This window comes from Thalassospira sp. A3_1 (assembly GCF_017744215.1).
GTDB lineage: Bacteria > Pseudomonadota > Alphaproteobacteria > Rhodospirillales > Thalassospiraceae > Thalassospira > Thalassospira lucentensis_A.
In genome coordinates, this window is sequence record NZ_JAGHQQ010000004.1 from 144,593 (window position 1) to 161,994 (window position 17,402).

General features: G+C 56.6%; 18 protein-coding genes. 11 read left to right on the forward strand and 7 right to left on the reverse strand.

The window, feature by feature from the left end:
• Positions 1 to 76: 76 nt before the first annotated feature.
• The 4 genes from J7395_RS17325 to J7395_RS17340 form a co-directional block, all read right to left on the reverse strand.
• Positions 77 to 637 carry a DUF697 domain-containing protein gene (locus J7395_RS17325; protein WP_062953554.1) on the reverse strand — a complete coding sequence of 187 codons (561 nt, stop codon included), beginning with the start codon at positions 635 to 637 and terminating at the stop codon, positions 77 to 79.
• A 101-nt stretch (positions 638 to 738) separates the two neighbouring features.
• Entirely contained in the window at positions 739 to 2,001 is a 1,263-nt protein-coding gene (locus J7395_RS17330; RefSeq protein WP_247742257.1) for a prohibitin family protein, read from the reverse strand.
• A 181-nt stretch (positions 2,002 to 2,182) separates the two neighbouring features.
• Positions 2,183 to 2,380 (reverse strand): hypothetical protein, encoded by a 198-nt coding sequence (locus J7395_RS17335; RefSeq protein WP_062953552.1) that lies wholly within the window; start codon positions 2,378 to 2,380, stop codon positions 2,183 to 2,185.
• 44 nt (positions 2,381 to 2,424) lie between these two features.
• Positions 2,425 to 2,931 (reverse strand): DUF697 domain-containing protein, encoded by a 507-nt coding sequence (locus J7395_RS17340; RefSeq protein ID WP_062959061.1) that lies wholly within the window; start codon positions 2,929 to 2,931, stop codon positions 2,425 to 2,427.
• Positions 2,932 to 3,137: 206 nt separating this feature from the next.
• On the opposite strand from J7395_RS17340, the gene J7395_RS17345 reads away from it, so the two are divergent.
• The 4 genes from J7395_RS17345 to J7395_RS17360 are packed head-to-tail and all read left to right on the forward strand — an operon-like array spanning position 3,138 to position 7,604.
• The gene (locus tag J7395_RS17345) at positions 3,138 to 3,920 is read left to right on the forward strand and encodes a hypothetical protein (RefSeq protein WP_209222712.1); all 783 of its coding nucleotides are present in this window, start codon (positions 3,138 to 3,140) and stop codon (positions 3,918 to 3,920) included.
• Positions 3,917 to 5,923, forward strand: coding sequence for an MFS transporter (locus J7395_RS17350; protein ID WP_209222714.1), 2,007 nt, complete (start codon positions 3,917 to 3,919; stop codon positions 5,921 to 5,923). Before J7395_RS17345 ends, J7395_RS17350 begins: the two co-directional genes overlap by 4 nt.
• On the forward strand, positions 5,920 to 6,936 hold the full coding sequence (locus J7395_RS17355) for an ABC transporter substrate-binding protein (RefSeq protein ID WP_209222716.1): 1,017 nt from the start codon (positions 5,920 to 5,922) through the stop codon (positions 6,934 to 6,936). Before J7395_RS17350 ends, J7395_RS17355 begins: the two co-directional genes overlap by 4 nt.
• Positions 6,933 to 7,604, forward strand: coding sequence for a GNAT family N-acetyltransferase (locus J7395_RS17360; protein WP_209222718.1), 672 nt, complete (start codon positions 6,933 to 6,935; stop codon positions 7,602 to 7,604). The genes J7395_RS17355 and J7395_RS17360 overlap by 4 nt, the downstream gene beginning before the upstream one ends.
• A 9-nt stretch (positions 7,605 to 7,613) precedes the next feature.
• Here the strand turns inward: J7395_RS17360 and J7395_RS17365 are convergent, their stop codons facing one another.
• Entirely contained in the window at positions 7,614 to 8,879 is a 1,266-nt protein-coding gene (locus J7395_RS17365; RefSeq protein ID WP_097053441.1) for a TAXI family TRAP transporter solute-binding subunit, read from the reverse strand.
• Positions 8,880 to 9,152: 273 nt separating this feature from the next.
• Here J7395_RS17365 and J7395_RS17370 point away from each other — a divergent pair, with 273 nt between their 5' ends.
• The 3 genes from J7395_RS17370 to J7395_RS17380 all read left to right on the forward strand — a co-directional run bounded on the left by J7395_RS17370 (position 9,153) and on the right by J7395_RS17380 (position 13,686).
• The gene (locus J7395_RS17370) at positions 9,153 to 10,235 is read left to right on the forward strand and encodes a diaminopropionate ammonia-lyase (protein WP_209222720.1); all 1,083 of its coding nucleotides are present in this window, start codon (positions 9,153 to 9,155) and stop codon (positions 10,233 to 10,235) included.
• Positions 10,236 to 10,360: 125 nt separating this feature from the next.
• Positions 10,361 to 12,010: a cyclic peptide export ABC transporter gene (locus J7395_RS17375; RefSeq protein WP_114109912.1), complete on the forward strand. Its 1,650-nt coding sequence runs from the start codon at positions 10,361 to 10,363 to the stop codon at positions 12,008 to 12,010.
• Positions 12,011 to 12,012: 2 nt separating this feature from the next.
• Positions 12,013 to 13,686, forward strand: a complete 1,674-nt coding sequence (locus tag J7395_RS17380; protein WP_209222722.1) for a cyclic peptide export ABC transporter — start codon at positions 12,013 to 12,015, stop codon at positions 13,684 to 13,686.
• Positions 13,687 to 13,690: 4 nt separating this feature from the next.
• Here the strand turns inward: J7395_RS17380 and J7395_RS17385 are convergent, their stop codons facing one another.
• Positions 13,691 to 14,428: a thioesterase domain-containing protein gene (locus J7395_RS17385; protein WP_209222724.1), complete on the reverse strand. Its 738-nt coding sequence runs from the start codon at positions 14,426 to 14,428 to the stop codon at positions 13,691 to 13,693.
• Positions 14,429 to 14,511: 83 nt separating this feature from the next.
• Positions 14,512 to 15,048: a hypothetical protein gene (locus J7395_RS17390; protein WP_209222726.1), complete on the reverse strand. Its 537-nt coding sequence runs from the start codon at positions 15,046 to 15,048 to the stop codon at positions 14,512 to 14,514.
• A 141-nt stretch (positions 15,049 to 15,189) separates the two neighbouring features.
• Between J7395_RS17390 and J7395_RS17395 the strand changes: the two genes are divergently transcribed.
• The 4 genes from J7395_RS17395 to J7395_RS17410 are packed head-to-tail and all read left to right on the forward strand — an operon-like array spanning position 15,190 to position 17,401.
• Complete coding sequence (locus tag J7395_RS17395) at positions 15,190 to 15,591, forward strand: hypothetical protein (RefSeq protein WP_209222728.1); 402 nt, start codon at positions 15,190 to 15,192, stop codon at positions 15,589 to 15,591.
• Positions 15,592 to 15,599: 8 nt separating this feature from the next.
• Positions 15,600 to 16,343: a beta-ketoacyl synthase chain length factor gene (locus tag J7395_RS17400; protein WP_209222731.1), complete on the forward strand. Its 744-nt coding sequence runs from the start codon at positions 15,600 to 15,602 to the stop codon at positions 16,341 to 16,343.
• Positions 16,336 to 17,163, forward strand: coding sequence for a lysophospholipid acyltransferase family protein (locus tag J7395_RS17405; RefSeq protein ID WP_209222733.1), 828 nt, complete (start codon positions 16,336 to 16,338; stop codon positions 17,161 to 17,163). Before J7395_RS17400 ends, J7395_RS17405 begins: the two co-directional genes overlap by 8 nt.
• Entirely contained in the window at positions 17,138 to 17,401 is a 264-nt protein-coding gene (locus tag J7395_RS17410; RefSeq protein WP_007090636.1) for a phosphopantetheine-binding protein, read from the forward strand. Before J7395_RS17405 ends, J7395_RS17410 begins: the two co-directional genes overlap by 26 nt.
• The last annotated feature ends 1 nt before the right edge of the window (position 17,402 follow it).

The following is a 17,402-nucleotide window of genomic DNA, read 5'->3' on the forward strand; positions in this document are numbered from 1 at the left end:
TGCAAACAGACAAAAAAGAATGCCCAAAGCATGCTTTGGGCATTCCCGAAATACAATCTGAAAACCTGATGATCAATCAGGCCTTGGCGGTCGTCGCACCTGCTGCCGGTTTGGCAGTGGTTTTGCCGCCTTTGACAAATTCGGACGCCTTACGTTTGCCGTCTTCGAATTCGTCCTTGAAACGACCTTTCATTTCATCGGCGTCGAAATCGGCAACCGTTCCGCCCTTGGCAAAGTGCCAGGCGAAAACACGACCCAACGCATAGGTGCAGGCACCGGCAAAGGTCGGCATGGCAACAACGCCAAAGATCGTGCCGACAACCGGAACCTTGCGCACCAGTGCCGCCGTTGCATAACCGACACCGGTCATCGGCAGAACCGTTGCAACCAGGGTCGAAATCGAATTCTTGATCGCGTTCTCAGAGAACGGAACACCGTAAATGTCGCAAAGTTTTGCAAGCATCCGCAGCTGGATGGTGCTGCTGGTGGCCATTTCAAGGAACGGGATCGGAACAAGACCACCAACCGCAGCATAAACGCTATGGCGATGGATGCAGTCACGGGACTGGGCACGAATTTCATCCGCCTTCGCGACGGCCACTTCTTCAGTCTCTTCGATGGTTTCTGCTTCGCTCATTATCGCCTCTTGAATGTCTACCTTCAGGTTGATGATCTGCACGCAAAATTTATTCTTCAACTTTACCTGAACTAACCCGAAGTAGCAACGTGCAACACCCTTTATTTGCTACCGGTTTTTGAAATTTCAGGCTGCCCTGCACTCTCGTGTGTCGCGACCGGTTCCATGTCGCTCTGTTTAACGACACCGCCCCCGCTACCACTGGATTGATCAAAGACCGGCGCAATCGATTTCAAAACATCTCCGGCGGTTTTACCCGCTGTTGAAACATCTTCTGACGCCCCTGCTGCCGGGCCTGTCGGGGCGGCCGGTTTCATTGGCGGTGTGACGGGCTGCGTGTTCGAATTTGCCGCCGCAGGCCGTGCCCGTCTGCCTGACGGATCAGCAGGTTCGCGAACGCCGGGCGAAATCGCATTTTGCGGCGCGATTTCCTGCGACCGTGCATTAAGCGCCCCGGCATTCGGCAGGCTTTCGGCCGTATCGTTCACAAGCTCTGCCCCAGAACCGGAATCCGAGCTGCTGGCCGTCGGTGCATCCGCGGTATTGAGGATCACGGGCAGGCCATCCTTGCCGCCAATGATGATCGTCTTGCTGTTTTTCGATGTCGCAAGCGTCATGGTCGCTTCGATACCGCGCAGGCGCAGATATTCCTCGGTGATCGTTTTGGCGACGATATCCTGGAATTCACGAATACCTTCCGCCTCGATCTTCTTGCGCTGCTTTTCCTTTTCCTCGCGCGCCAGACGGAAATCATATTCCAGCATCGCCTGATACTGTTCGGCCTTGCGTTCAATCGCATCCGCCACGCGTTCCGGCAGTGTCACGGACCGGATCAGAACGTCTTCAACCGTCACCAGCCGCCCCTGGAAGCTTTGATTGACCAGCGACGATCCAAGTTCGTTGACCATGCGCTCAAGGATTTCTGCCTGAATGAAGGCACGGGTTTCGGTATAAAGCTGTTCAGGGGTGTAACGCGAAATCAGTTCACGCGCGTGCGATCCGATTTCCGGATATACAAGGACTTCGGCATAATTCGGCCCGACCAGCTTGTGCAGCATCCCGACCGCTTCGCGGTTGATGCGATAGCGCACCGCGATGTCGACTTCCATCGACAGGCCGTTCGATGAAATCGTGTCATAAACGCGCGCCTGATTCTGCAGGCGGGCGTCATAGATATACATTTCATCCCACGGGAAGATCATGTGAATACCTTCGCCGTAGCTTTTATCAACGACCGTCCCGCCAAAGAACCGGTACCACATCACCGCAACATGCCCCGCGGGCACGGTAATGAAAATCTGCGGCGCCAACGCGAAAATAGCGACCAGCAGGAACAGAAGACCGATCAGAAAAGCCGTGCGCAACCTCCGCAGGCGTACGCCAGCACTAATGAAAAAGCGCCGCCAAAAGATCGACCATCGCCCTCTTTTGCGGGCGGTTCCGTTTTCGTCTGGTGCACCGGGTGCGACTGTCGCGCTATCAACCATTCATCATCTCGTCGTCGGGTGTATCGTGACGCATGCTGATCGCCCGTCAGTCATCATCTTAATCATAATCAAGGTCTTTAAGCTTTTCACGAAGCTCCCGCGACGGGCGCGCAACGATCTGAACCAGAAAATCGCCAATCGGGGTAATCACAATCGCCAGCAGGAAATGCCCCAGAAACCCGAACGATGTCCGGCGTCCCAGCATGCCGCAAACAATGCAGGCCAATAGATAAATTACAATCAAAATCAAATGCATCGTTTCGCCACCCGAATTCCTGTTATTGCGCGATTACGCGTTCTTCACGCCGTTTTCCCGTCCTGATCGAATTTCAGGCCATCCTTGAATTTCTGGCGGAACTCGGCCTCCGCCTTTTTGGCGTCAAAGTCCGCCATCGTCCCGCCTGCGGCGTAATGCTGCTGAAAAACCCGACCAAGCGCATAGGTAAATGCCGCATTGAAACCCGGCATGGTCACGATGCTCAGTGCCGATCCGACAACCGGCATCACCTTGGCAAGATTGGCAAATATCCCCGTCCCCAAAAGAGCCCGCCCCAAAACGCCACTGGTAATGCACGCCGTTAAGGCCGCGATCACGGATTTGCCGCTGCTTTTATTGAACGCAACACCGTAAACATCGCTCAGTTCCGCCAGCATTTTAAGCTGCACGGCAACCGTGGCCGCAGAATCGACAACAGGGATCGGAACAAAACCGGTCGTGGCCGCCCAAAGGGTATTGCGTTGCACAACACCACTTGCAAGACGGTGCTGTTTGCGCCGTTTCAGCACTTCAAGCGTTTCAGCCCCCATCACGTCCCCCGGTTTATTGTCCCGCGGCAAATCATAATCGCTAACTATCGGCACTGCAAACCGAATCAAGGATTTATACAGCCTTGACCCAACCCCCGATGCAATCAACCATATGGTTTGTGAAAGCGGGTTTCTGAGGATATAACCGGCTTAACAGGACTGTGTTTTGAAAATATTTTGAAAATATATGTCGCCGGAGACACGTTTTGAAGCTGTCTACCAAGATCGGGCTGGCCCTTTTCCTTGTGCTTGCAAGCGCCTTAAGCATGACCACGGTCCTGAACTATCTGCGATTCGACCAGACCCTACACACCCTTCTGGCCCAGCGCATGACCGTGATCCTCAATGAAACCAGTCAGGATATCGTGGCCGGTATCGATCTGGGTTTGCGGCTGGAAAACATGGAAAACCTGCAATCAATCCTGAACCGGCGTCTGGATATGTCCAACGATATCCGCAATGTCGCCGTTCTTGATTGTGACGGCACCATCATCAGCAACGCCGCCCGATCCCCCGATGATCAGACGCTCTCTGGCGCGGCAATTCCCCAACAGTCCCGCGATCAGTGGATCGATTTCACACCGGGCATCGCCACCGCCGGACAGGTCCTGCGCGACAGCCTCGGCCAATGCGCCGGGCAGGTTGTCATTACGGCAAGCGCCGAAACCTCCGAAGCCAAACTTGCCAATGCCTTCTCCGAAATGTGGAAATCGGCGGCCTTGGGCATGGGCATGATTATCCCCATTCTTGGCGTTCTGTTCATTCTGATGCGCCGCCGCCATCGCGTTTTCGAAGAACTGCACGAAGATCTGGCGCGCGCGGTTGCGGGCAAGGCCCCCAATATCCGCCCCCATGATGGCGATGTCCTGACCCAAAGCGAAATCGAACTAATTTCCCTGTACCGCGAAATCCGCGATCAGTTGCCCCACGAAACAAAAAAGGGCAACACCAAACGCCAATCGGAAACCCCGGCGGAGCCGCTGAAATGACCCTCTCTGCCAATCCCGATACCAAACCTGACACTCCGACCTCCCCTCATGGTGGCAATATCCGAAGCCGCCTGTTCCCCAAGGGCACGATCTGGATTCTGCTGCTGTTCAGTACAATCTCGCTTTGCATCGCACTGGTCGGGATTTCGTGGCGCGCCGCCGAACTGGCGCGCGCCGATCTGCAAACCGAAATCCGTGAAAAGGCCGGGATCGAAGCCCGGGTTCTTGGCGAAAAGATCGAAAACGCCCTGCGGCTTGGCATTCCGCTGCGCGAAATTGTCGGTTTTGAAACCGTGGTCTATCAGCTTCGCAATGGCGATCCCGATCTGGTTTTTGCTGCCATCACCGACAAGGCCGGTGACATCCTGCATGCAGGCGGTCTGTCATCGGATGAAATCGCCACCGCCCTTAAGGAACCGTCGGGCAATGATACCGCCTATATCGTCACCCGTCTGGACCTGCCCCGCGCCGAGGGACAGGACGATATCGAAGTCGTCCTTGGGCATGCCCGTGCGGCCCTGATGCGCCCGGTGACGGATAATCTTTATGACATTGCGATCATTTTCATCATCACGCTCGCCCTGTCGTTCGAGCTGATGTTGCTGGTGTTAACCGTCAATGTCGCCCTGCCGGTAAGGGTCGCGCGCAAGGTTCTGGACAATGTGCGCGATCGCAAATTCACCCTGCTGCATGGCCAAAGCACCCATGACGAAATCGGCCAGTTCATGGAACGGATCAATTCCCTGATCAACACCACCGCCAAAAAGGTCGGAACCCATCCCCAGCGCGAACGCGAGGTAAAGCTGATCGGTGTCCGCATGCTGGCCTTCATGTTCGTCCTTGCCGAAGAACTGGCCCGGCCAATCATGCCCGCCTTCTTTAGCCAGGTCACATCCCACAGCATCGACGGGCAGCTTGGTGCTGGCGTGGTCATGGCGGTTCATCTTCTGATGGTTGCCCTTGCCATGCCGATCTGCAGCCTGTTTCAGGAACAGGTCGGGTCACTTCGCATGTATCTGTGCGGCGCGTTTCTGGCGACGCTTGGCCTGATCGGTACCGCCTTTGCCGGGGGCATATGGGATCTTGTGCTGTGGCGGGCATTGTCGGGGATCGGTTACGCCACCACCTTTGTCGCCTGTCAGTCCTATGTCCTTGATGCCACCAATGACAGCAACCGCACACAGGGTACTGCCATGATGGTCAGCGGCATCATGCTGGCCGATATCTGCGGCCCGGCGATTGGCGGGATTGTTGCGGGCCATTTCGGCCCGGACATGACCTTTATCGCCGGTGCGACCATTGCGTTTCTCGCAGTCCTTCTGGCCTTCTTCCTGATGGATAACATGGTGCGCGGCAAAACCCCGCCACCGATCCCGACACGTGCCGCCCTTCGCGCCATGCTCGGCAATCGCCGTTTGCAGGTCCTGATCCTGTTCGCCGCCATTCCCGCCAAACTGATCCTCAGCGGTTTTTTATATTACCTGACCCCGATGATCCTGCTGCAATCGGGTGCAACCACGGCTGAAACCGGGCGGGTGATCATGCTTTATGGGCTGGTCGCGATCCTGACCGGCTGGGCCGCGGCAAAATGGACCGACAAGAACCAGAACGAAACCCGCGCGGTCGGCATTGGTGGCGGGCTAACGGCAGCAGGCTTGTTGCTGGCGGGCTGGCTTCCGGAATATGCCCTGTTTGCGGTTGCCGTCGCCCTGCTTGGTCTGGCGCAGGCGACCTCAATCCCCGCGCAGCTTTCCGCCAGCCTGAAACTCAGCAAGGATTTCACCAAGGATCACGGCACCGGCCCGGTTCTTGCCGTCCTGCGTCTTGCCGAACGGCTGGGCGGGGCTGCGGGTCCGTTGCTTGCCGCCGGTCTGACCCTTCTGGTCGGAACAACGCACGCGGTTCTGATCTTCGGGGCCTTTGCCGCTGTTTCGGTTCTGTGCTTTGAACTTCTGATCGGCCATGTGCCCGCAGAACAGAAGAACGAGGGAGGAACGAAATGACCTTTTCCCTTCTCCCCGCCTTTCGTCTGTTGGGCATTCTTGTGGCCATCGCCGTCACAATCTTTGCTCCGGCGGTATATGCACAATCGCAACCGGACCCGCTTAAAATCGCGATGGTCCTGTGGCGCGGCGAAACCAATGTCGAACAGGGATTTCGCGCCTATTTCGATGAAAACAGCATTCCCGTCGACCTGACCATTTATGACACTGCGCGCGATCTGTCGCGCGTGCCTGCCATCATCGATCAGATCCGCAAAGACCCGCCCGATCTGGTTTACACATGGGGCACCGGGATCACGTCGGCCGTGGTCGGCAAATATGATGCCGTCGATCCGGCGCAAAACATTACCGACCTTCCGGTGGTTTATGTGATGGTTTCATCGCCGTGGAAAACCGGCATTGCCGCCCCTGCGGGCCAAAGCCGCCCCAATGTCACGGGTGCCGCCCACATCGCCCCGCTTCCCGCCCAGATCAATGCCATCCGTGCCTATCGCCCGATGGACAAACTTGGCGTTGTCTATAACAGCCGCGAAGACAATTCCGTTTCCAACGTCGCCGATCTGACCGAACTGGGCCGCGAAATGGGCTTCGAAGTCCTGGCCGCTCCGCTCGGCACCGACGGCGAACCCTCACAGGATGACATTCCCCCTGCCGTTGCCGAACTTGCCCGCAAGGGGGCCGATATCCTGTATATCGGACCGGATAATTTCATCGGCAATTATCGCGATACCCTGACCGATGCCGGTTTTGCCAACGGGCTTGCCGCCTTTAGCGCGACCGAACTTGAAGTCCGCGACGGCCACGCCATGCTGGGCCTTGTCAGCCGTTATGAACTTGTCGGCCGCCTTGCCGCCAGCAAGGTCGAACAGATCCTGATCGATGGCATATCGCCGGCCGATATCCCGGTCGAAACGCTTGACCGGTTTTCCTATCTGATCCGGCTGTCATCGGCGCGGAAGCTTAAACTCTATCCGCCGCTGTCGCTGCTTGATTACGCGGAAGTCATCGAATGAGCACCCTGACCCGGCTTGATCCATCCCACCTTCCGGCCATCATCGCCCTGCATCACAGGGTGATCGCCGATCTGCCGCCGGGCAATGCCGCCACCGAAACCGATCAGTTCTTTGCCGATCATCTTGATGCCTGCGGGCAAATCTTTGGCGTCTTTGACGATGATCGTCTGATGGCCTATTGCGTGCTGGGATTGCCGCGTGATGGTGATCCCAATTTCGGCATCGACCATCACCTGCCCCCCGATCTGCTGGGCCAGGTCGCCCATATCGACGGGGTCGCCGTTGATCCAAAATGGCGCGGACAGGGATGGCAACGCAAAATGGTTGAATACCGGATCGAAATGGCCCGGAAATTCGGACGAACCATCGCGCTCAGCACCGTCGCCCCGACCAATTTTCCAAGCCTGATCAGCACCGTATCAACTGGTCTTGCCATTCATGGCTTGATCGCAAAATTTGGCGGAAACCGGTTCTTGCTGCGACGGGATATCGGCCCCGATCAGGATGCAAAATCCGCCCGCGCCCCCGATACCGCCATCTGGTGCGCCAGCGACGATCTTGCGACCTGTCGGAAATTGCTTGATGACGGATTTATCGGCCAGTTTTGCCAGTCATCGGGCCGCGGAACCGCCCCGCGCATCGGCTGGGCGCCGCTTCCGCCCGCTTAATATCGCGGCTTATTGCTGATAGGTATAATTCCATTTGCGCTGCCCTTTCGGGTCGGCCTGCTGATAATAGGGCTGCCAGTCGCAGGCATGCGCATCGGTTTCCCAATAACACGCCGCCCCCTTATGGAACGGCAGGAAATTGCCCTTTTTGAACATGTCGTCAGCAACGACACTCCGGAATGTCGGATACATTTCCTTCATCCGGTCGATATTTTCATGCACGATCCGCGTGATCCAGTACACCACATACGGATCAGCCGGTTCATAGGCAATCAGCGACGCCTTGAAACCATAGGATGAAATCGCTTCTTCCTGTGCGCTATATGTCTTTGCTGGCAAAACCTGATTAAAGAAATACTGGTTTGCCTTGACCATTTCATCGGTCAACGGCCCGCCCATGCCGACAACCCGCGCCCCGCAGCCAAGCGTATCTTCGATCAGCGACGCCGGATGCCCGATCCAAAGACCGAACGCATCGATATAATTCTCGCAGATGCCAAGCTCGTTATAATCCTGCGCAACGCCGTAAACGGTATCAAGATCGTCCAGCGTCAATTTGTATCGCGACAGAAGTTCAAGCCACAATTCCCGCGATGCCGATCCTTCCGGTCCGATATTGATGCGTTTGCCGCGCAGATCGGCGATCGATTCAATATCGGAATCATTGCGCACCACCAGCAATCCCATTTCGTCATGCAACGACATCACCGACCGCGCACCGGGGATCGGCGCAATGCCTTTCTGCGCTTCCCAGTTATTGTTCGACTGCACGATGGCAAGCTGCACCCGCCCTTCTTTCATCAGGCGGATATTGCTGCCGACCCCCTGGGATCGCAATGGTACGCAATGCACCCGATGGCGTTCAAAGGTCCGGCTCATCATGTCGCAAATCTGGGCGGCAACCTTGAAATACACGCCACTCGTACTGCCGCTGTAAATCGCCGCGTAATAGGATCGTTCCGTCTGGCCATCACCGGCAATCACATCGACATTGCTTAACGCCGCCAGACTTTCCGGGTCGGTTGCGCGCCGGCGATACTGCGACAGCGGAATGGCATCGGGCTTGTAAATCAGGCCGTCGATCAGATCGGGATTGGTTTTTGCCGGGTCGATGATGGCATCGTCATAAGTATCGACATCGATATCAGGCAGGACATCAACCGGGGACATATCGGCATTTGCGTCCTCGGCAACGGTACCGCTTCCCTGTGCATGGGCACCCACGGCCCCCGCTGACAACAGCATCGCCAGCATACCGGTCGCAATCATTCTCATGCCGAGTTCAAAACGCAAAACCGTCCACTCATCGTTAGTGATGAATCAATCCCCGCATCCCAATGACCATATCCTAATGGATCATCGGGAAACCCGTCGAGAGCGAAGATGAATTAATATCCCTATTCTCAGCGATTTAACACAATCATCTTCACGACGATCCCGCACGACCGTTGATATTCAGATTGTGTTTGACGCAACATCATACGCCCCTCATAAACCAGAAGAACATATAACAGAAAACCGAACCACGGCCAGATTTCGGAGAAATCGATGACGTCCATCATCGCCCTTGATCCCGGGCGCAACGATATTTATCAGGCGTTCGATCTGATATCCTCCTGGCCGGAATATCGCCAAAGCCCGCTGCTCCGCGCCAACGGGCTCGCCCGCGAACTGGGTCTTGGCACCGTCTGGATCAAGGATGAAAGCAAACGGTTCGGTCTGGGCGGGGTCAAGGCCCTTGGCGCCCCCTATGGCCTGAAACAGCAGCTTTTGAAACGCGGCCTGACACCCGGAAGCCCCCAATGCGCGGACTATACCGCCGTTGCCGCAACCGATGGCAATCACGGCCTTGCGGTTGCATGGGCGGCCCGGAAATTTGGCTGCCACGCACGGATTTATGTCGGGTCCGAAGTCGATCAGGCCCGCATCACGCGCATCATCGATAACGGCGCTGAAATCGTCCGGATCGACGGCACCTATGACGATGCGGTCCTTGCCGCCGAACATGCCGCGCAATCGCCCGATATCCTTCTGATCACCGATACCGACTATGGTCACGAACTCGACGTCACCCGGGACATCATGGCGGGTTACGCGGTTCTGGGGATCGAATGCGCCCGGCAGCTTCGGGATGAAAACATCACCCCCGATCATGTTTTCCTGCAATGCGGGGTTGGCGGCATGGCGGCCGGTTGCGCCATCGGGCTCTGGCATGAAAGCGGCCAGAAACCGAATGTCTGCACGGTAGAGGCAACAAACGCCGCCTGCATTCAGGCAAGCCTCGCAACCGGCGAACTGACATCGGTTCCGGGCAAACTCCTGACCCGCATGATCGGGCTGTCGTGTGGCAAACCGAGTCTTCCGGCATTTGAAATCCTGCGCGAAGTCTCCACCCAAAGCATCGCGATTGACGATGATGTCGCCCTTCTGGTTCAGAACGCGCTTTCCGCCGGGATCAATGGCGACGCCCCGCTTGAAACATGGGATACCGGCATTGCCGGAATTGCCGGGCTTTGGCATGTCGCAAAAAACAACGATCTTCGGGCCCGTTTTGGTCTGAATGCCCAAAGCAACGTGCTTGTGATCAACAGCGAAGGCCCCATTCCGCTGCCCTACCGCGCAACGATCTGAATTCTTTCGACGCGAAAAAGGCTTTCGGTTATGCCCCCAACTGGACAGCGACTGGACAGCCCTGCCGGGCACCGGTACAGTCGCGGACAAACACCCGCGTCGGGTTCTATGGGGACTGCAAACAGATGAAATTGCTCGAACTGTTGTCTTGGGGAGATAACAGACTGATGGCCCGGCTTGCCTTTGCCGGTGCGCTATCGGGTGCGGGCAGTGCGGTCCTGCTGGGGCTCGTCAATACCGCCGCCGAAGGCATCGCCGATAACGGGGTGGACCGGGTTGACTGGCTTCTGGCAGGCGGCTTCATCGCCCTTGCCGTGGTCTATTTCCTGGCCGAAGTTTTCCTGCTTGCCAATATCTCGACCCAGATCGAACAGGGCATCGACAAGGTGCGCCGCAAACTGCTCGATCAGATTGCGCATGCCGACTTCGCCCAGCTTGAAACCTTTGGTCAGGCCCGCCTGTTTGACAGCATAACCCAAAGCACACAGGTCATTTCGCAAAACTCGCACATGATCGGCATGTCGTTCCGATCCCTTCTGCTGGTCGTTGCGGTGATGTGCTATGTTTTCTGGCTCTCCACGCTGGCCTTTTTCCTGATCGTGCTGGTGATCGGGGCCGGGATCGTCATTTACCTGCGCATGGGCAAAGAGCTCGGCATGTGGTTTGGCAAACTCCATCACGCCGAAAATGCCCTGTTTGGCAAGATCGCCGATCTGTTTTCCGGCATCCGCGAAGTCCGGATGTGGTCGTCGCGCAGCAGCACCCTTTTCAATGCCTTTTCGGCAAATTCACTGCAAAAGGAACAGATCACCGCTGAAACCCACAGCCTGATGTTCCGGCAGATGATCATGGGTATGACGGCCTTTTATGTCCTGCTGGCCGTGATCGTCTTTATCGTGCCGGTCTATGCCGATAATTTCGGATCAACGATATCAAAGGTCAGCACGGCCGTCCTGTTCATGATCGGCCCGATCAGTACGGTGGTGCAGGCAATGGCGGTACTGGGTTCGGCAGAACAGGCTGCTGCGCGCATGGTCACCCTGTCACAGGATTTGCGCGCGATTGCCGAACCGGTTGAAGAAAACGGCACCAGTCTCCCCGATACATTTTCAAACATCGCGTTCGAGGATGTCTGCTTTACCTATCCCAACCGCGACCCGCGCCACGGCTTCATGCTTGGCCCGATCAGCCTCTCGGTCAAAAAGGGCGAACTGATCTTTATTACCGGCGGCAACGGGGCGGGCAAATCAACCCTGATCAAGCTTCTGACAGCCCTTTATCGGCCGGTATCCGGGGCCATCCGGTTTGATGATATCCAGCTTGGCGCGCAAACCATCGCCTCCTTCCGTGACAAGATCGCCACCGTGTTTTCCGATTTCCACCTGTTTTCGGAATTGCACGGATCGGCCGAAATTGATCCCGACGAAGCCACCCACTGGCTGAACCTGTTTGAACTGTCCCATGTGACAGGCATTCGCGATGGCAAGTTCGTTTCCACCGCCCTGTCGGCCGGGCAACGCAAACGGCTGGGCCTGATTACCGCCCTGCTCGAACATCGCCCGATCCTTGTTCTCGATGAATGGGCCGCCGATCAGGACCCCTATTTCCGTAAAAAATTCTATTACGAAATCCTGCCACAGATAAAGGCACGCGGCACGACCATCATCGCCGTCACCCATGACGACCATTATTTCGATGCTGCAGACCGCCGCCTGCATCTCGAAGCAGGCACCCTGCACGAAATTGACCGCAACGACCCGCGTGGAAGGATCTGATCATGCTGCTTATTGATCTTCTGCGATCCCGAACCCGCATCGATCTGCGGCTTGCCGTTGGCCTGCTGTCACTGGCCTCGATTGCCACCACCATGGTGCTGATCATCGTCAACCTGGCCGCCGAACAGGCCGAAGACGGCGTTGCCAGCATGCGCTATCTCGGCATGATGGGCCTGTCGCTGATCGGCTATATCTGGGCCCAGAAGAAATCCAGCGACATGATCGCCGCCGAAGTCGAACACATCCTCCATCAGCTCCGCCTTGGCATGTTTGATCGCGTGCGGAAAGCCGCCCCCGATACCCTGGCCAGGGTCGGACAGGGTGCGGTTCAAACCGCGCTGACCCAGGAAATGCAAACCGTATCCGCCGCCCTGCCCCTGATGCTGAACGGCGTGCAGCAGGTGGTCCTGATCATCTGTGTCGCGGCCTATCTTGCGTGGCTGTCGACCTTTGCCTTTGTGATGATTTCGGTTCTGGCCATCGTGGTTTCGACCATCCATCTGCAACGCATCCGTAAAATCAATGATGCGACCCGGGATGCGATCGATGATGAAAACCTGCTCTTTGGCGGGTTGTCCGATCTTCTGCATGGCTTCAAGGAAGTCAAAATGAACAGTCGGCGTCGTGCCGCACTTCTCGGTGCGCTCAATGACCGATCCATCCGGGCACGCGATACCAAATCCGTGGTCAAGGCCCAGTGGTCACGCGAATTCGCCCTGATCCAGTTGGCTTTCTACGGGATGATGGCGGCCATGGTGTTCATCGTTCCGATTTTCACATCGGACTATCACGACGTTGCCGTGCAAACCACGACCGCAGCCCTGTTCATGATCGGCCCGATCGGGGCTGTGGTTGCCGCCGTGCCCAGCTTTACTGATTCCGATGTGGCGCTCCGCAAGATCAAGGATATCGATGATCAGCTCGAAGACGCCCTTGACGCCCAGCACGCGCAGGAAGCCACAAACGGCACGTCATCGCTCGAAACCCTTGAAAAATTCCAGGATGCCCTTGGCAATATCACCGAAATCAGCCTGCGCGACGTTCGTTTCGCCTATCCCGGCACATCGGACAGCCCGGGTTTTGCCGTCGGCCCGATCAATGCCACCTTCAAAAAGGGTGAAATCACCTTTATCACCGGCGGCAACGGGGCGGGCAAATCGACGATCATCGCCGTTCTGACCGGCCTTCGCCCGGCGGCAGGCGGATCAATCATGGTCAATGACTGCCCGGTGCCGACCGACGCCCTGCAGCTTTATCGCGATCATTTCGCGACCGTGCTCTCGGACTATCACCTGTTTCGCGAACTCTACGGCATTGATGATATTGATCCGAAGCGGGTCGAAACACTGCTCAAACAGATGGAAATCGACGACAAGGTCGAACTGGATGATAACGCCTTTTCAACGACCTCGCTGTCACAGGGGCAACGCAAACGCCTTGCCCTGATCGCAGCCCTGCTAGAAGAAAAGCCGGTTCTTGTCCTTGATGAATGGGCCGCCGATCAGGACCCGCATTTCCGCTCGGTCTTCTATGAAAAAATCCTGCCCTCCTTACGCAAACAGGGCAAGATCATCATCTGTGTCACCCATGATGATCGCTGGTTTGATACCGCCGATACGATCTATCATGTCCGCGACGGCGAATTTGTCGACGGACGTCAAACCACCCAAGCCTGATCCATCACGCAATCAGCGCATCCCTGACCACGCGCATGATGTCATCCCCGGCATCACGCAGGAAAAAATGCCCGCCAGGCAAAACATGCTTGGCAAAGTCGCCCGTGGTTGCCGCCGCCCAGTCATCCAGTTCATCCGGCACCGGGTTCGGATCATCCGCCCCGCCAAAGGCGGTAATCGGGCAGAACAGTCTGGGCAATCCGGTCGAAACTGCGGTTTCCGACAATCTGAAATCCGCCCTAAGGCTGGGCTCAAACAGGGCGCGATATTCCGCATTTTCCAGAATTTCGGTGGGCGTCCCGCCATAATTGGCAATCCCCCGCCAGAACTCATCCGATGACAGATGATGCAACGGCGCCCGATGCCCGGCCACATTCGGCCCCCGCCTTGCGGCAACAAACAGATGAACCGGCACAGCCATCCCCGCCTGTTGCAGATGACAGGCCAGATGATGGGAAATCAGCGCCCCCATCGAATAACCGAAAAACGCAAACGGCAGATCCATAACGGGCTTTAACCCCGCGGCAACGGCCTCAACCATCGTCGGAAGATCATCAATCACCGGATCACCAAACCGCTGCTCACGCCCCGGCAGATTGACCGGCACCACATCGATGTCATCGGGGAATTGCGTCAGCCACGGCCGATAGGCCAACGCCCCACCCCCGGCAAACGGAAAACAGAACAGCCGCAACCGGGCACCCGCCGTGATGTTCTGACCGACCCAGACATTTTGCGTCATGTTTCTTTCCGCCCCCCGATTGCCGACAGCTTTACCTGTCGCAATATTATCGCGCAAATTCAAGCCGCTAAAATCCGACCCTGTCAAACCCGCGCCAGCGCGCCGGAAAATCTATCGATGGTTTCAATCGCGATCAATGTCGCGCGTGCCTGTGCCAACGGGTCGGTTTCGCCCGTTGCCTTGAAGGCCGCCTCGTAATCGCACCAGCCCTGATAAAAATCCCGGCCATCCGCATCCCCGTCAAACAGCCAGCGTGACAGGGCGTCGATATCACGGCTCGGCTCGCGATATTCGATATCGATGCCGATCATGACATCGGGCTCTTTGGCAATCGCCACCGCCACAAGGTCGCGGCTGTGGCTGATGCTCGCACAATGGATCACACCATTGATGATCAGGCCGGGCCGGCCGGAACTTTGCCGCACGGTTTCAAATGCCGCATCCCCCGCAATATCGGGCCACATATGCCGGCCAAGACCGCCCAGCATCTGCCACCCGCGCATCGAACTTTGGCGGCGCTTTTCCGCACGCTCCCCCTTCAGATCATTGATCCGCTGCCAGCACCATAAAACGCTGCCCTCAAACGCGGTATTGACATCGATGATTGCGTTTTTTTTCATATATCTGGCAAGTTTTGGTTGTGTTGTTGGCGACGGGTTCTTTAAATCAGGGGCGTCTGCCCGGCTCGGGCAATAAAAAACGCGATAATTGATCCAATGCACCGGATCAATCGGATAATATCAACAAAAGGCAGGTTGGATATGCGCAGTTTGAAATTTGCAGTCGTCGGTTTGCTGGCACTTGTTGTTGCCGCGTGCCGCACCGCCCCGGTCCAGAATGTCAGCAGTCAGCCCTTCCCGGCTGATGCGGCAAAACTCAGCATGGCACAGATCGAAGAAAGCATCATCAAGGCCGCAGGCGACCGCGAATGGATCGTTCAGCGCAAAGCCGCAGGTGAACTGATCGCGACCTATTCCCCGCGCGACCATCTTGCCAAGGTCGAAATCGACTTTGATCAGTCCGAATTTTCGATTTCCTACGTCGACAGCACCAACCTGAATTATGATGGTACTTCGATCCATTATAATTACAATCGCTGGGTCAATAATCTGAGACAGGATATCCTGCGTGAGGTATCGGCAAAGGCTGCCCTTGCCCAATAAGGTTTGATATGACGCTGCTGCAGGCCAGAATTTCGCACTGGGCGTTCTGGGAAGACCGCAATGATCATGCGGTCCTGAAATCCGGAACGTCCGGGCACATCGCAGTCCCGATTGACGACATGAATAATGCCAATCTGGCGCGCAGCCTCAAACCTGCCTGGCGGCGGCGTCTGGATCTGTATGGCCGCGCCGCCGCCGAGGTGCTCGGCCACACCATCTGTGATGGCGACAACCCGCATATCGTTTTTGCCTCCCGCCACGGCAATATTGATCGCACGCTGAAACTCCTCCATCAGGTCGCGACAAACGAAACTCTCTCACCCGCCGATTTCAGCATGTCGGTGCATAATGCGCTGGTCGGTGTTGCCTCGATCAACTGGTCGATCACCCAAAGCCACACCGCGATTTCGGCCGGGAATGACAGCCTGATCGCGGCCCTGACCGAAACATTATGCCAGCTCACCAGCGAGGATGGCCCGGTCATCCTGTGCTACGTCGATCTGCCGCTGCCCGACATCTATCAGGATCAGGACCCGGACGATATTTCCGGCACTGCCCTTGCCATCCGCTTTGATCAGCCAACGGCGACAGATGGCAAAATGTTCTGGTTCGATCCGATCCCCGACCATGATCCCGCCCCCATGCCCCACCGGCAGGCACGTGCGATTGCCGCCTGTCTGGATGCGTCATCCAAAACCGGATTGCACCTGCCAGGAAAGACCGGCGGCTGGATAATGCAATCGAATGGCTGAAAGACAAGGCACGCCGACACGGCCGACAAAAGGCTTTAACTGGTACTGGCGGTTGCTGGCGACCGGCTTTGCCTTTTCGGCCTTTGGTCTGGGCGGGCTTTTGATGGCCATCACCATCTTCCCCGCCATGATGGTCATCCTGCAGGACCGCGCCAAACGCCGCCGCTATGCCCAGTTTGTTATCTGCCGCGGTTTTCGCCTTTTCACCTGGATGCTTGATGTCACCGGTGTGGCGGTTGCCGAAACCGAAAATATCGAACGCCTGCGATCCGCGCGTGGGGCGCTTATTATCGCCAATCACCCGACATTGCTTGATGTCGTGATGATCCTGGCACAGATGGATCGCTGCCAGTGTGTCGTCAAACACGAACTGTTTCGCAATCCGTTCATGGCCGGTGTGGTACGTGCGGCTGGTTTCATTCGCAATAATGATGACCCGGAAAACCTGATTTCGCAGGCGCGCGATCATCTCGCAAACGGTGCCTGTATCCTGATTTTCCCCGAAGGCACGCGCACGCCCAGCCGCCGCAAACTGGGCCAATTGCAACGCGGGGTAGCGAATATCGCGATAGAAACACAAGTCGACTTGATTCCTGTGGTTGTGCACTGTAATCACGATACCCTGAAAAAGGGGGTACCGTGGTATCGCATTCCGCCGTCGAAAATCCGTTTTCGCCTCGTGGTCGATGCACCGCTATCATTTGGGGACATTGCTGATCCGACATTAAGCCGCGCCAGACAGGCCCGTTTGCTGACCCGGATCATCAAGGATTATTATCTGGACAGACTGACGCATGACTTCGCTGGAAACAGAACTTAAAGCCTTCATTATCGAGACGCTTAATCTCGAAGACATAAGTGTCGAGGATATCGACAGCGAAGAAGCCCTGTTTGTCGATGGGCTAGGCCTTGATTCCATCGATGCCCTTGAACTTGGCGTTGCGATCCAGAAAAAATACGATGTCCGGATTGATGCGAAGAACGAAGATGTGAAAACCCATTTTGCATCCGTGCGCAATCTGGCGAAATTCATTCAGGCATCGGGCAAGGAGGGGTAAT

Excerpts from the sequence above, each read along its gene's own strand:
- J7395_RS17325 (WP_062953554.1), bottom strand. The coding sequence starts at position 637 with ATGAGCGAAGCAGAAACCATCGAAGAGACTGAAGAAGTGGCCGTCGCG.
- J7395_RS17335 (WP_062953552.1), bottom strand. The coding sequence starts at position 2,380 with ATGCATTTGATTTTGATTGTAATTTATCTATTGGCCTGCATTGTTTGC.
- J7395_RS17340 (WP_062959061.1), bottom strand. The coding sequence starts at position 2,931 with ATGGGGGCTGAAACGCTTGAAGTGCTGAAACGGCGCAAACAGCACCGT.
- J7395_RS17350 (WP_209222714.1), top strand. The coding sequence starts at position 3,917 with ATGACCCTCTCTGCCAATCCCGATACCAAACCTGACACTCCGACCTCC.
- J7395_RS17355 (WP_209222716.1), top strand. The coding sequence starts at position 5,920 with ATGACCTTTTCCCTTCTCCCCGCCTTTCGTCTGTTGGGCATTCTTGTG.
- J7395_RS17360 (WP_209222718.1), top strand. The coding sequence starts at position 6,933 with ATGAGCACCCTGACCCGGCTTGATCCATCCCACCTTCCGGCCATCATC.
- J7395_RS17365 (WP_097053441.1), bottom strand. The coding sequence starts at position 8,879 with ATGAGAATGATTGCGACCGGTATGCTGGCGATGCTGTTGTCAGCGGGG.
- J7395_RS17370 (WP_209222720.1), top strand. The coding sequence starts at position 9,153 with ATGACGTCCATCATCGCCCTTGATCCCGGGCGCAACGATATTTATCAG.
- J7395_RS17375 (WP_114109912.1), top strand. The coding sequence starts at position 10,361 with ATGAAATTGCTCGAACTGTTGTCTTGGGGAGATAACAGACTGATGGCC.
- J7395_RS17380 (WP_209222722.1), top strand. The coding sequence starts at position 12,013 with ATGCTGCTTATTGATCTTCTGCGATCCCGAACCCGCATCGATCTGCGG.
- J7395_RS17385 (WP_209222724.1), bottom strand. The coding sequence starts at position 14,428 with ATGACGCAAAATGTCTGGGTCGGTCAGAACATCACGGCGGGTGCCCGG.
- J7395_RS17390 (WP_209222726.1), bottom strand. The coding sequence starts at position 15,048 with ATGAAAAAAAACGCAATCATCGATGTCAATACCGCGTTTGAGGGCAGC.
- J7395_RS17395 (WP_209222728.1), top strand. The coding sequence starts at position 15,190 with ATGCGCAGTTTGAAATTTGCAGTCGTCGGTTTGCTGGCACTTGTTGTT.
- J7395_RS17400 (WP_209222731.1), top strand. The coding sequence starts at position 15,600 with ATGACGCTGCTGCAGGCCAGAATTTCGCACTGGGCGTTCTGGGAAGAC.
- J7395_RS17405 (WP_209222733.1), top strand. The coding sequence starts at position 16,336 with ATGGCTGAAAGACAAGGCACGCCGACACGGCCGACAAAAGGCTTTAAC.
- J7395_RS17410 (WP_007090636.1), top strand. The coding sequence starts at position 17,138 with ATGACTTCGCTGGAAACAGAACTTAAAGCCTTCATTATCGAGACGCTT.